The sequence below is a fragment of the Brakhagea baltica genome (assembly GCF_052161605.1).
Lineage (GTDB): Bacteria > Planctomycetota > Planctomycetia > Pirellulales > Pirellulaceae > JBKCUI01.
Window position 1 is genome coordinate 1918214 of sequence record NZ_CP197409.1, and the last position, 14203, is coordinate 1932416.

Consider the following 14203-nt stretch of genomic DNA (forward strand, 5'->3'; position numbering starts at 1 on the left):
TTTCATTTCTCATTAAATTCTCGGCAGTTGAGCAAGCTCCACACAAAGTCTTCTAAGTTCTGAGATAAGCTCAAAGGAACATCCTGAGAAGCATGATCGTCCGCTTCGAGACGAAACTCACTCTCCCACCTCGTTTGTTCGCTAGTTGTGGGTTCACGACCAAGTGCGATCCTGAAGAACTCGTTCACGATTTCGTTTGGTTTCGTTCCGCGAGCCAGAAGCTGCCGAAGTCTACCCTCGGGGTGAATCAATCGCTCGTTAATAAAGCCTCCGTTCATCCGATAAAGTTGCGTAGACAAGCCTTCACTTGAACCAGAATCGTCCGAACACATAGTGGAATTGCATCGCCCCAACTGGTCCAATTCTTCGGCGGAGGTTGACGAATCCAAGAGTAAGATCGCACGGATGGAGTTGCCGTCCACTAGAAGCGGGACACCCGTAACATCAGCGATCGCATCAGCATATATCTCCGGTGCGAGCACACGAGTCAGACCACGAGAATAAAATCGATCGTCCGTCTCGTTTCCAGGAACGCTCTGGTCGCTTCTGGCGTACGCTTGACTCAGGGCAATGCTCTTGAGAATCGTTCGGATATCATAATCGTGATCGATGAATTCCTGCGTTAGCATCTGCCAAAGTTCGGGGTGCGTGGCTGGATTCGTGTCCCGCAAATCGTTTACGGGATCTACAAGCCCTCGGCCCATCATCTCTTTCCAAAGTCGATTTACCATGGCTCTGGCCAAAAGGGATTCATTCGGATCCAACAACCAGTCGACAATGTCCCCCCGGGAATCGACGCCCGTGAGTAGATCTCGTACTCCAGGTATTCTTGGTATAGCTGGTTCTTTGGTCTTGAGGTTTGTTACGGAACCGCGTCCCGTCCATTCGACTTGCCGCGATCGACTGATACCGGCAAATATCGCTGCAAAACCGTGGTAGTCAGATTGCGTCCAACGGTCGAGAGGATGATTATGACAGTTCGCGCACTTCAACTGAATCCCAGCGAAAACCTCCGAAACCAACTCGGCATGAGCGCGGGCATCCGGCACGAGACGCGTGAAATTCGCAGGACCGATACTATGCGAGTCTCCCGTAGCAGTTAGCAGTTCTCTAGCCATGGCGTCCCAACCAACACCCGCCTGAACACAATCGCGAACCCACTGAGTATAAGCTTGAAGGCTTTCGGGATCATTAGGGATCGAACGGATCCTGAGCAGTCTCGCTAGCTTCCATGTCCAATAATCAACGAAACTTTGACTAGCCAGTAACTCATCAACGAATTGTTTTCTCCGGAAAGGGGCGGGTAACCGATGGTAAGCGGTAATTTGCTCCCAACTCGGCAGCTTACCAGTCAAATCCAAAGATACCCGCCTCAGCCATCTCGACTCTCTAATCGATGGCGAAACGGGTAACCGAAGTTCGCGCAATGTTCTCTCGATGTGATCATCGATAAACTGCGAAGCGGGATGAATAGGCAACTCCGCGTGTTGAACTCCTGGAGCTTGCATTTCGTTGGGCGAGATCGGTTCCGATGGGATAACAATCTGAAACGGAAGAACTCGATCAAGAAAACGCACGACGCCCACATGTTGCCCCGAGCGAGACCCGATGATGTGATTGTTCGAGTCTAGGGAAAACGCAGATGGATCGTTGATACTCAACGTTACCCACTCGGTTACATCGATCGCTTCTTTACCGTCAAAATGTGCTATAACGCGAAGTGGCTCATCTGATTTGGTACTAAGTGGGACGCGAAACTTATCTGGTTTGATGGTCAAGTCCAATAACTCGGGTGCAGTGCCCCGACGCGCCCCCGATTGAATCCAAGCGAGCAGGCGACTGTACGGTTCGCTGGACTCTTCCAGAACTGCATCGCCGCCATGCGAAATCTCTGCCGTCCCTTTCAACAGGATCAGACTTCTTCGTGGATCATTTAGATTAACTCGACGTCCTTCGAAAGCATAAACGAGCGATTCGTAATCGAAGTCCGGATCATTCCCCCATAAAGACAGCCGCAAACCGCCGCGACCTGCCGCAGCTCCGTGACAAGCGCCCGAGTTACAGCCTGATTTGGTAAGTACAGGAATGATTTCAGAATCAAACGAAATCCCTTGCGATGGCTGTCCGTCGTTCCAAAGTAAACAGAATAGTATTGGCAGCCAGGTATACATCTCAAGTCCCTCTGAATTTCGAGGCTTTGTTTATGGTTGTCCCTCGCTCCAGCGTTTCAAGTATTCCTGCGCTTTTGCAGTACCATAATTAGAAAGTTTTCCTGCATCGACAATCGTCTTCGCGATTCGTGTCACTTCACGTCGGATCGCAGGATCTTCCGTGAAAGCCTTTTCAATACGCTCCGCTGCTTCGATGACTTCTTCGTCAGACGCGTTTAGACGGATCAGCGGTGCTAGAAGTGGTCGCAGATTCGGCGGATCCTCCTCTGAGTTGCGACCTCGCATCTCGTTAGCTTCGCCGACAAGATCCGCGAGCGTGGGCATGTCGCCACCGATAACGTCGTGGATGCTCTTCACGATCTTCATGAGGTCCACCTGGAGACTTGGTTGAACCAAGGCGTAGTTCGCGGTAACCTTCCCTTGGTTTGCAATGATAACAGTCAGAGCAACGCGGCGATTCAGTCCATAACTACCAGGCCCCTCCTTACCATCCGGGTAGATACCAATTGTTGTCGACTTTGGTAGAGCATGTCGCATGCGTTTCAGCTGGGTTTCCGCGGCGGAGAGGTCGTCATCTAAGAAGATAATTCCCGTAAATAGTTCGTCTTGGGGACGCTTTTGGCAATACTCGCAAAGTGAGCGAACTAAGCCAATGGTGGGACGATTCACCTCGTGGATGAAGATTAGTACCCGAGGCTTCTTGTCCTCAGACTCGAGGTAGTTCAGTTCTTTGCCTGCCACGTCATCGAACACACCAACGACCGAGAACGGTTCGATCGCCTCTCCCGGCTGAGGACCTGAGAACAACGTTTCTTGCGAATAAGCAGCCGCACAAAGGATGCATCCAAAAAACGAAATCATAAAAAGCTGTACATTCGCGGCAAAAATTCGCATGTTCGTATTACCCATTTCCCCTTAGCCCACTCATTTCGCGAAAATTCAACGCGACTCAAATAGTAGTTTGGGATTGTAGCACGATGACCTGCAAAGTTCAGCTCGTTGTGCCGAATTAAATGGCTGGCACATCGTGGTTACCCCAATCCAGCAAGGATCGTGGGCTGCGCTCGCTCCTATGTGCAAATCGATGGCCCCTTTGATTATGAAAAGTGGATCGATGGCATCCGTCGCGGTCGGACCTTTACGACTTCCGGTCCTCTTTTACTTCTGACGGTCGACGATCATGGACCTGGATCCGTCGTATTGTCAGACAAAAGCCAGATCCACAGGGTCAAGCTGCATGCTGTATCTCGATTTCCGCTCGGTCAAGTACAGTTGCTATCGAATGGTGTCATACTGAAGGAACTCGAAACGACGGAGCGTGAAGTAACTCTAGAGTTTGATCTATCAGCCAATGAAAGTTGCTGGATAGTGGCTCGCTGTTCGAGAAATGGACGCTGGAATGCGCTATGGCATCCTGATATCGCACATACAAGCGCTGTGTACGTTCACCAACAAGGAAAGCCGATTTTCCGAGAAGAAGCCGCACTCGAATGGATTCAACGCATCCGCTCGCATAGCCGAGATATCTTGCTACGAGGTCAGTTTGCCAACACCAACCAGAGAAACGAAGCGCTGGCGTACGTTCAAGACTCCCTACAGCGTTTCGAACGCATTATAGAGGACCGTCGCTTTCCCGATTTTACAGCTGACATCTCAGTTCAACGAGATCGGCTGCTGATGCAAGCCGGGTTTGTATCGCCTGTTGGCCATGAGTCGGACTTTACTAGTCAACTCGCAGCCTCAGATACTTATGAAGCGTTGCGAAAAGGGGCCGAACCGTTGACACTGCTCCATGTTACGGTCACGCCCGATTTGAATGTTGAGATAGAGCTAATTCGCGCTCCTGAAAAAGTCGTGCAGCATCGGTCTCATCGATTTTTAGTTTCGATCCATAACCAAGCTCGTGTCAAGCAGCAGCTTATCATAGAGGCATCAGATCCTTCGCCCGTCGCTGATTCGCTGAACGAAGCCGGACATCAGTGCTTCGCGGGGATACTTGAGAATCTATTGTCGAGCTCGTGGCTTTCCGGAGATGAGCACGAATGGAAACTGCTTGAGTTGCGATGTGATGAGCTGGGAACGCAGGAAATCCAGATTCGAGCAAGATTGCCGAATGATCGGGCCGAAACCGTTCCACCAGCGACAGCCGCATGGTCTGTGCTATGCGTGCCGCGTACGGAGTTTCGACGTCTTCTCAGTCCAGTGCCATAACGTCTTTTGCCTGCATGTCGAAATCGATTCGACATGATTTTCTGTTCTCGAAGAATGCATTTTGGCAATTCCTCTAAAAACAACTATCGCTCTTTCGTGTGCTTCCGAAACATTCGGTCGAATTGGATTCGGTGAATTTCGCTTCCAGTCCTATCTTCTTACCTCCATCTTCTTACCAAACTCCAAACTACCCCCTTCGCCGAACAGACTTCAAAACCAATTCTTCATGCCCAATGTTGATCCAATGAATAGTATCAAGCGGACTAAAATGGATCAGTCGAGCGAGCTGATCCTCATATTGATCTGATTCTCGAGTCATGGCTGTTACCCTAAATGCCGAGTTCGGAGTCGCAAGGTGGAATCGCTGATTACCCAAGTTAACTCCCTTGCGACATAACGGAAGTCTCACTTCAACCACGTCTTCACCACCAAGCAACTCGATAATCGCCTCACGGTAGAGTGACAATGACAGTGACGTCCTCCAATCGCGAAGCAAACCGAGAATCAGTTGTTTAAATTGGTCGTCGCCGCAGTATTGATGGTCAACGAATCGAAACGTGCGACGTTGAGCTGTCCGAAAGGGAGCGTTGACGAATTGAAACGTGATTTTCGGACTTCCAAAGTTCAGTAGTTTACCCCGAGGTAAATCGAGTAAAAACAGATAGTTGAGCAATTGCCCGATGTGAGCCTCTGAAATGGCGTTGACGACTTTTAGCTCATACACGCCTCGACCTGCCACGAGCAAATCCAGATAAAACGATTTGGTAAAGTGATCGAAGGAAGCAACGATTTCGAGTTCCCGCTGGACTTCAATTCCCTCGCTACGCAGTCGTTCAGCAAGATCATTTTGATAAATCCGTTCATCTGCCAATCGGCCCAATTCATTCTGAGAATCAAACGCATGACGCATGACTAAATAGTCAAGGTCTCGGAATTCTTCTGTCGAAAGAGGTTCGATAGGGACGTTGCAGCGGACTGGCATTGGACTCTTTAGATTATTGGGGAAGAGGAAGGTAAGAAGATGGAGGTAAGAAGATCTCGCGTGCCTATCTTCTTACCTCCATTTTCTTACCTACCCCAAACCAAATTTGATTCAACATATCAGTCATCTTTCTTTGAAGCTGGAGACGCGGAGAGCGCCTCTGCGTTTCCGTACCATGCGTGCCAACCGGACTAAGTTCCTGCATGAACCTTAATATGACGCCTTCAAATCAAAGCTCTCACCTGTCCGGTAGGTTTTATAATACGACTTCCAATCAGTTGATTCCTCGCCGCCAGGCATATCGGAGGTGACAATGTGGACTGCCGAATCGCCAATCACCTTGGCGGTATGGCCGCGAACGACTAGGGCCGTGCTTTCATCGATCCCGATTCCCACTAGCTTCGGATGAGTGCGAACAACAGGCACCAAATCCGGGAAACGATTTCGCTGCGCAAAGTGTTGGTCGATGGCGACTCCTGGCAGGAAGCCAAATCCCCGCTCATACCCCTCGGCCATCATGACTGTGTTGCCCAGCGGGTGGCCTCGCACTAAAAACTCACCCTGGATGGTTGCGCCTGCTGAACTGCCACCGATTACACCTCCACGCTCCAGCACCTTGTGAAACAATTCAAGGGCATTCGTACCCGCATAGGCGTCAACAAAATTCCACTGTCTACCCCCATCGAACCAGACGCCGGTCGCTTTTTCCAATGCGGTTTGGAACTCGGGTGTGTTCACTTCGTCAGGGCCTGTTTGTGTCAACACTTCAATCGATGCTACCTGACGACGTTGCAGAAATGACGGCACGCTTGCTCGAACTTGCGCTTTCGGGACAGCGGTTGGCAGAACAACCCAATGCGCCTTATCACCGCCCGACAATTCGATCATTTCATTAACAACAGATCGAGGCATGCCTCCCCCACCTACAATCACGAGAGCACCGTTACTCACCTCTGGAGTGCCCAGCGGGATCCCAGGATCGCAATCCGATTTCCGTGTTTCGGCCGCTCTTAGCCATTGCACCAGATCGAGCCGCGGCCCAGGCTCAACTCTTCTTACCGTTTCCTCTCGATAGGAGCATTTGCCGAGAACAAGAGTCACAGCCCCGTTGCCGAGAACTCGCATCGATCGGCCCTCGACGAACAATGCCGTTTGTTCGTCAATTCCGATACCTACTAAGCCAGGATTCTGAGCAACAGCTGCCTGCAGTCTGGACAGTCGTGATCGTTCGGTGAAATGTTGATCCAAAATGGAACCAGGAAGCAGATCGAGTCCCGTTGACATAACGGGCTTTTCACGGCCCGAGGCTATCATCGCGCGACTCATGATAGCGGCTCCGGCAGAACTGCCTCCAATGATACCTCCTCTTTTGAGCAAACCCTGCATGCTCGACTCAACCATGGTCCCAGCATAGGCATCGGCGAGACGACTCTGCACGCCACCTGAAATCCAAATGGCTTGGCATTGGTCTATCGACTTCGCCAAATCTTCGAGATCGATCGGAGTTGCGTCATCTTGATGCGCGGCATTAAAGTTTGTCAGGCCATTTTCGGCGAGCCACTCCATGGCACTCTTCTCGGCTTGGTGGGGCTCCTTAGAAGCCGTTCCAATGACAACCACGTTCTTCGGTTCCGGCACATTTTGGACAAAGCTCTTTATCACAGAATCTGGTAGGCGACCGCCACCACCGATTAGTAGCTTGCCCACAATACCTTCGGGAGAAACTATAGGCAAAGTGAACGCATCATCTGCACGACAAACAAGACCGCTCGATATCCACAAAAACCATATCCCAACAAGACTTGCACAGAAACTTGACCTACAACGCGTGACGCGGAAACACACGAGCTTTTCTCCATCATAGTGTAAGGGGGATCAGGCGATTGGACGATCGGGCGTTTGATTAGCATAATGGATTCGCAGCATCGAAAACGGGAAAGCGGAGATTTCTGGAAAGAAGTCCATCAGACGCTAGCCAAATGCAATTCTACCGCAACTCACTTTTGGAATGCACGTGCCTCGCTTGCAGGAAACCTAACGATCCGCTGGACGAGCCAGCGGGATTCACTTGCGTACCAGCCAGCGTTAATCCGGCACTTCTTCTGCCGCTCACCTTTTACCAACCAGAAATTTCTCAGTACCCATTCAACACGCCATCGTCTATAATCTAATGAGGTGGACCTGCCCCCTCCAGATTTCCTCCCCGCCAAACACGGTTCACCACCAATCACACTCCCCCCTACCGAACCTACCTACGAGCGACTGCTTGCCGTGATATGAATCCTTTTTTTACCAATGTGTCTCTACGCTGTTGGTTAGCTCTGCGTTACTCATGGCTGATTGTCTGCTTGGTACCGTTGTGTGCCCCGTGTGCAGTCAACGCTGACGATGATGCAGCATGGGCCAAATGGCGTTCGACCTACGAGTCACGCGTCCTGCCAATCATCAAAGCCAAATGCAGTTCTTGTCATAATGAGGAGAATGCCGAGGGGGAGCTCAACTTAGCCAAGTTTGAGAACGGAGACTTGGCTCAAAAAGCGGGTGACATGTGGGAGCGTGTTGCCAAGCGTGTCAGGCAAAACGAAATGCCGCCACCCGATAGCCCCGGCCTAAACGATAGGGAAAAAAGTGCTTTTCATCGTTGGGTCGATTCTCGCCCTCGCGAAGACCTTTGCGATCAGATTGCTACCGATGAAACGCAGAGCTGGTATCGTGGCTACGTGATGAGTCGAAGGCTGTCTCGATACGAATACGGCAATGCGATTTACGATCTAGTCGGCCTCAGACTCTCAGAAGACGATTTGCCCCCTGAAGATGGTGCTGGCGGCGAGGGGTTTGATACTGCAGGGGATTCACTCTTCACCTCCTCAATCCACTTGGAGGCTTACATGCGAGCCAGCGACCAGGCAGCAACGCACTGGCTCGCTTCCCATCGTGCGGATCTCGATCGGGCAACAGATATCTTCGCGGAATGGATCGAGCCATTTGCGAAACGTGCATGGCGTAGACCGCTCGTCGATGTGGACCGGCAAAGATTGCGACAGCTTTACGACGTAGTGAACCAGCAAACCAGTAGCCCGGAGAGAGCGACCAAACAGACGTTGATGGCGGTGATTCTATCACCGAATTTTCTATTCTTGGTCGAATCAGACTCTGGTGCACTCGGAGTGCAAAGGCTGTCACCGCATCAATTCGCAGCCAGGATGGCGATCTTGGTATGGTCCTCGATCCCAGACGAAGCCTTGCTCGAGGCTGCCGACCAAGGAACTATATTCGAGCCAGAGGTTATCAAGGCTCACCTGCGTCGCATGTTGGATGATCCTCGCTCACGGGCTCTTGGAGAGAATTTTGGCCTGCAATGGTTGGGACTCCGCGACTTTCTGCAAACGAAACCAGATTCGTCCCTCTACCCTGATTACACGCTCGAACTTGCTCGCGATGCCCAGGAAGAAACCATTCGCTTCATCGCTAATGTTTTTCAAAATGATCGCCCACTAACAGACTTGATCGATGCCGAGTACACGTTCTTGAGCGCTCGACTAGCTCAGCATTACGGGATTGACTACCCCGAGGAGTCCGACTGGCAACAAGTGGGCATCAGCCAACCGGTCACTCAGGAACGAGGCGGGATTCTTACGATGGTCAGCACCCTTACCAAGTCCTCGTATCCCGGTCGGACCAGCCCCGTGCTGCGAGGACGCTGGATATTGGAGGACATCCTAGGCTCGCGAGTTCCTCCTCCACCGCCGAACGTTCCCGCGTTGGAAGAAGTCGATCATGCGGAGGCTCAATTAACTCTACGAGAGAAGCTGGAATTGCATCGTCAAAAGCCCGAATGTGCGTCTTGTCACGATCGTATGGACCCGCTCGGGTTTGGGCTGGAGAACTACGATGCGATCGGTCGATGGAGAACGGAGGATAACGGTTTGCCGCTCGATACGCGAGGCACCTTGCCATCGGGTGAGTCATTCAATGGCCCGCTCGAATTGAAGCGATTATTATTGAGTCGCAAAGACGAGTTCCAGCGGCACTTTGTACGCAAAATGACAGGGTTCGCCATGGGGCGAGAATTGAACAAATTCGATCAGTGCATCATTGATCGAAGCATGCAGCGATTGAACGAGGAGCAACGAGCCTCCGTAATACTCGAAGAGATCCTGCTATCCTACGCCTTCCAGCATCGGTACTTTCACTAAGGAATCTTGCAAGGAAACACTATTATGAACGATTCACCATCAGCAAGACTTGCCGTGGGCCGACGAAGGTTCTTAAGAGGATGCAGCGTTGCACTTGCGCTGCCTTGGTTGGAATCGCTGGCCACGCGATCGGCTTCGGCTGCAACATCAGCAGTGAGTGGATTGGCGAAACCGCCAGTGCGTGCGGGCTTCATCTACTTTCCCAATGGCGTCTGGGAAAAGGCTTGGGTGCCACAAGCGACTGGCACCGATTATGAGCTCAGCCCTTCGCTGCGTCCGCTGCAAGATGTCAAGTCGGACGTGCTGGTTCTGTCGGGGCTGGACAAAAAGAATAGCCATGGCGGAGATGGTCACTATGCCAAAACCGCGAATTTTCTGACTGGCATGCCAGTAGCTAAAACAACGGGACGAGATGTCAGCAGCGGCGGCATTTCCGTTGACCAACTCATTGCCGAGAAGTTTTCCGGTCAGACCCCGTTGCCGTCGCTGGAGCTCGGAACCGAACCGGTGATCAGCGGCATCGATAGCAACGTTGGGTACACACGTTTGTATGGCTCGTATATCTCATGGCAATCAGCCAACCGGCCTGTAGCCAAGGAGATCAATCCGAGGCTGGTTTACGAGCGATTGTTTGGTCGCAAACCGGGGGCAGCCGCTGAGTCGCCGGAGTCCTACAGCAATCTTCTCGACTTCGTGCTTGAGGATGCACGCAGTCTACGCGGACGATTGGGACGGGATGATCAGTTCAAAATGGATGAGTACCTCGATTCGGTACGCGGCGTTGAGCAACGAATTGAGTATGCGACCAAGCGAGACCAGCGTGAGGCATGGCAAGCGTCCATGTCGCCGGAAGAAATCGCGGCTGCGAAGCCCGGGGTGCCGGGAGAATTCCGGGACCACATCAGCATCATGATGGATCTCATGGTTCTGGCGTTCCAGTCCGACTCGACTCGGGTTTGTTCCTTTATGTTTGCCAACGATGTTTCTGGCAGAAACTTCTCTTTCGTCGATGGCGTGTCGGGAAGTCACCACGAGTTATCACACCACGAAAACAACGAAACCAAGATTGCACAGTACCAGCGAATCAACGAGTGGCATACCGAGCAATTCGCGAGGATGCTTTTGAAAATGAAGTCGATTCGCGAGGGTGAGGGGACGCTGCTGGACAATACCATGATCGTCTTTGGTTCGAGCATGTCGGACGGTAATCGGCACGACCCAGACAATTTGCCGATTTTGGTAGGTGGTCGAGGTGGTGGATCGCTTCAGACCGGCCAGCATATTGCGTTTGAAGGGATGGTGCCTTTGTGCAATTTGTATTTGACCATGTTGCACAAGCTAGGAATCTCGGTAGAACAGTTCGGTGACAGCGATGGAGTCATCGCAGGCATTTAGCGGTTCAACTTAGCAGGAGCTAGCGTGGCGGAGACAATCTTTTCCAAAATCATTCGTGGAGAAATTCCAGCCAAGATCGTGCATGATGACGAACTTTGCTTAGCGTTTCACGATGTCTCGCCGCAAGCTCCGGTGCATGTTTTGGTGATTCCCAAGAAGCCGATCGAGTCTTTGGAGCATGCCAGCGATCAAGACGCCGCGGTGCTAGGTCATTTGCAGATTGTGGCCCAGCGGGTAGCTAGGCAGTTAGGAATTCACGAGTCCGGGTATCGTGTTGTCATGAACTGCGGTCGGGACGGTGGGCAATCAGTCCATCACATTCATTATCATGTATTGGGAGGCCGCCCTTTAGCGTGGCCTCCGGGTTAAACGCCCACACCGAAAGACAAAGGTTTATTCTCATGACGCGAAGTACGTTCTTTGGCCGAATATCGCTAGCCGGACTGGGATTAGCGGCAAACTTTTGGTTTGCGTGTTCTTGTGGGCAGGCCGACGACTGGACTCGGTTTCGAGGGCCTAACGGCACTGGATTAGCTACATCCACGGTCGCGATTCCTTGGGCGACAAGCGATGTCACCAAGATCGACTTGATCGGTACCGGCCACGGCTCTCCAGCCGTTTGGAACAATCGCGTCTTTCTGATGTCTGCGGACCCAAACACGGGCGATCGCTTCCTGTTAGCGATCGATCCGAACACAGAAACCCAGTTGTGGAAAAGAGATTTTCAAGCTCGAACGCATTCGATGCACAGGTTTAACTCCTATGCGTCATCGACCCCATGTGTTGACGAAGAACGAGTTTATTCCACATGGGCCGATCCTGAACAAACGATTGTAGTGGCCCTGGATCACGATGGCACGGAGGTTTGGCGGCGAGACTTCGGTCGCTATGTTTCGCAACATGGTTTTGCCACCTCTCCTATTTGCGTCGGCGAATTGTTGATTCTGCTCAATAGTCAGGATGCGGTGGAATTGCCACCTGGAGTAGAGCCCGGGCAAGATCGCATGATCGCCTTGGATCGACGAACCGGAAAAACGGTTTGGGAGACCGAGTTACCAACGTCCAAAGTGTGCTACGGAGTACCGTGTGTTTGGGACAATCCTGAAGGTAAGGAACTGGTTTGCAGTACGACGTCGCAAGGCATGTTCGGCCTCGATTTGGCAACCGGCAGATTGCTTTGGAACCATCAATGCTTCAACGAACGGGTCTGTTCGTCTTCGATCCTGATTGGCGACACGCTTATTGGCACCCAAGGGTCATGGACTGGTAAAGGGAATGCGTTAGTCGCATTCGATCTGGCTAGCAAGAAAGAGCTTTACCGTGTCACCAAATCTTGCCCCTACGTCCCGTCACCTGTTGCAAGCGGTGGGAATCTGTTTTTGTGGGGCGATGCTGGAGTTATAACTTGTGTTGATGCCTCGAGCGGCGAAACTCGTTGGGTCAATCGTGTTCAGGGTGATTATTCTGGCTCGCCAGTCATTGTGAACGACAAATTGATAAACGTCTCCTCAGCGGGTGTGGTTCATATCCTCAAGGCGAGTGACGAGTTCGAACCGATCGGAGAGATTTCACTCGACGAAACGGTTCGTTCGACGCTTGTCCCAATGCAGGACAAGCTACTCATTCGTTCGGAGACTAGCTTGTTTGTCGTGAAAGGCAACTAGCAGTCTGAGATCTCAGGCAATCATTAAGCTGCACCGAAGATTCGCAGGGCAGGTGCAGCTTCGGCGGCGGCGTTCTGGACTGGCACATCTTTTTCGGCTCGTAGTACCGAGTCGACGACGTCGAGATCCGAGCACGGCGACTTGGTCTGATTGTTTAGCCACCGAGCACACCCCCAGCCTGCGAGTAGGATTTGGTCCCCTGGCCTAGCGGAACGCATCGCAAGTTCAATCGCGATCTCTCGGTTCGGGACGATTTGCACGGAAGCAGGGTCTGAACACCCGTCGAGAACTTGCCAAATCGCTTTCTGACCGGAGGAGATAGTAGCACGGCTTTGTGTCAGGATAACTTTGGAGGCCGCTTTTTCTAAGACCCGCCCGTAGGCCATCAATTGATCAGGTGTCGAGGCTTCGGGAACTTCGGCGACGCATACAATCGGCGCACCGTTTTGTCTTTGCAGTGCGTGTAGAGAAACAGCCAAGCGGTCCGCTTGATCTGCTAAGTCGATAAAGATGTTCTGTCGTGCCGCCGTAACCTTTTGCAAACGGCCGGGAATTTTCTGAAGCCTTTCTACTCCGGCGACGATTTCGTCGATCTCGAGTCCGAGCGCATAACCTATCGCGACGGCACCGAGTATGTGGCGAGCCGAGTGGTCGCCGATTAGTTTCGTCGTGATAGGTGCGATAGAGCGTCCCACCTGGACCATCATGGATTGTTCGCCATTTTCACTGTGAAGCCGGCTCGCCATGACATCGCAGGCGGCATCTAAGCCATAGCCGATGGAGAACGGTTGGTGACGTTCGATCCAGCGATTGAGTCGAGCGTCATCCGCGTTGTAAACAATGACACCGTGCTTTTTAAGTTGGTTGGTAACGCGTTGCATCGCGTTTTCTACACCGCGAGCGCGGAGTTTGTCACAGCGTTGGCTTTGTCGGAGGCTGGTGACAAGAATGACATCGAACTCAACACCTGATGCAGCTCTGGAGCAGAGCATTTCATCGGTAAGTTCGACAATGACTGCCGGGGCACCGTTTTCGTAAGCTTGGCTGATCAGTTCCGTCAGCGCGTGAGCATCGCAAGTGGAATCAGCCCGCATTCCTGTTTGATTACCGTCGCACGCACCAAGAGAGGTCGAATAGGAAACCCGTCCCCCGACATGCTTAATCATGGCTGAGGTTAACAATGATGCGATCGTTTTTCCATGGGTTCCCATGACACCGATCGTCAACAGTTTTCGGCTTGGGTATTCGTTCAGTGCGTTACAGAGCGTTGCATAAGCCTCGTTCACATCTGGCACGATGCACTGCGGTACAGGCGAGGGAAGAAAGCGTTCTGTGAGAACAGCTTTGGCACCGTTTTGAACACCGTCGATAACTTCCCGGGCGAGATCATGCGATTCATCCAAACCAACAACGATTACCCCATCAGGTTGGATTGCTTCAGGGTTCGCGTTACAAGATCGGCACTCGATGTCCGAAGCACCGACAATTTGTGCCTGAGGAAAGAGAGACTTTAATGATACAACAGTCTGAGATGAACAGCGACTCATCGGTCTGGCCTCCTTGCCAATTTTATTCACGGGTCTA

Annotated in this window: 10 protein-coding genes; 5 read left to right on the forward strand and 5 right to left on the reverse strand. The window is 51.9% G+C overall.

Translation table 11 applies throughout. The annotated features are described in order from the left end of the window. Positions 1-2: 2 nt before the first annotated feature. Positions 3-2171 carry a DUF1549 domain-containing protein gene (locus tag SH449x_RS07300; RefSeq protein WP_482380672.1) on the reverse strand — a complete coding sequence of 723 codons (2169 nt, stop codon included), beginning with the start codon at positions 2169-2171 and terminating at the stop codon, positions 3-5. 30 nt (positions 2172-2201) lie between these two features. Beyond that, a complete protein-coding gene (locus SH449x_RS07305; protein WP_482380673.1) occupies positions 2202-3065 on the reverse strand; it encodes a hypothetical protein in 864 nt (287 codons plus the stop codon). Between the two features lie 105 nt (positions 3066-3170). Here SH449x_RS07305 and SH449x_RS07310 point away from each other — a divergent pair, with 105 nt between their 5' ends. Continuing rightward, positions 3171-4382, forward strand: coding sequence for a CehA/McbA family metallohydrolase domain-containing protein (locus SH449x_RS07310; RefSeq protein ID WP_482380674.1), 1212 nt, complete (start codon positions 3171-3173; stop codon positions 4380-4382). Between the two features lie 187 nt (positions 4383-4569). Here the strand turns inward: SH449x_RS07310 and SH449x_RS07315 are convergent, their stop codons facing one another. Beyond that, positions 4570-5364 carry a GxxExxY protein gene (locus SH449x_RS07315; RefSeq protein WP_482380675.1) on the reverse strand — a complete coding sequence of 265 codons (795 nt, stop codon included), beginning with the start codon at positions 5362-5364 and terminating at the stop codon, positions 4570-4572. A 210-nt stretch (positions 5365-5574) separates the two neighbouring features. After that, positions 5575-7146: a cyanophycinase gene (locus SH449x_RS07320; protein ID WP_482380676.1), complete on the reverse strand. Its 1572-nt coding sequence runs from the start codon at positions 7144-7146 to the stop codon at positions 5575-5577. 494 nt (positions 7147-7640) lie between these two features. On the opposite strand from SH449x_RS07320, the gene SH449x_RS07325 reads away from it, so the two are divergent. From SH449x_RS07325 to SH449x_RS07340, 4 genes are read left to right on the forward strand one after another with little or no spacing between them, the layout of a single operon-like run. Then, the gene (locus SH449x_RS07325) at positions 7641-9560 is read left to right on the forward strand and encodes a DUF1592 domain-containing protein (RefSeq protein ID WP_482380677.1); all 1920 of its coding nucleotides are present in this window, start codon (positions 7641-7643) and stop codon (positions 9558-9560) included. Between the two features lie 24 nt (positions 9561-9584). Continuing rightward, positions 9585-10955: a DUF1552 domain-containing protein gene (locus SH449x_RS07330; protein WP_482380678.1), complete on the forward strand. Its 1371-nt coding sequence runs from the start codon at positions 9585-9587 to the stop codon at positions 10953-10955. 24 nt (positions 10956-10979) lie between these two features. After that, the gene (locus tag SH449x_RS07335) at positions 10980-11324 is read left to right on the forward strand and encodes a histidine triad nucleotide-binding protein (RefSeq protein ID WP_482380679.1); all 345 of its coding nucleotides are present in this window, start codon (positions 10980-10982) and stop codon (positions 11322-11324) included. A 32-nt stretch (positions 11325-11356) separates the two neighbouring features. Further along, positions 11357-12619 carry a PQQ-binding-like beta-propeller repeat protein gene (locus SH449x_RS07340; RefSeq protein ID WP_482380680.1) on the forward strand — a complete coding sequence of 421 codons (1263 nt, stop codon included), beginning with the start codon at positions 11357-11359 and terminating at the stop codon, positions 12617-12619. A 23-nt stretch (positions 12620-12642) separates the two neighbouring features. On the opposite strand, the gene SH449x_RS07345 is transcribed toward SH449x_RS07340, so the two are convergent. Beyond that, complete coding sequence (locus SH449x_RS07345; protein ID WP_482380681.1) at positions 12643-14166, reverse strand: Mur ligase family protein; 1524 nt, start codon at positions 14164-14166, stop codon at positions 12643-12645. Between the last annotated feature and the right edge of the window lie 37 nt (positions 14167-14203).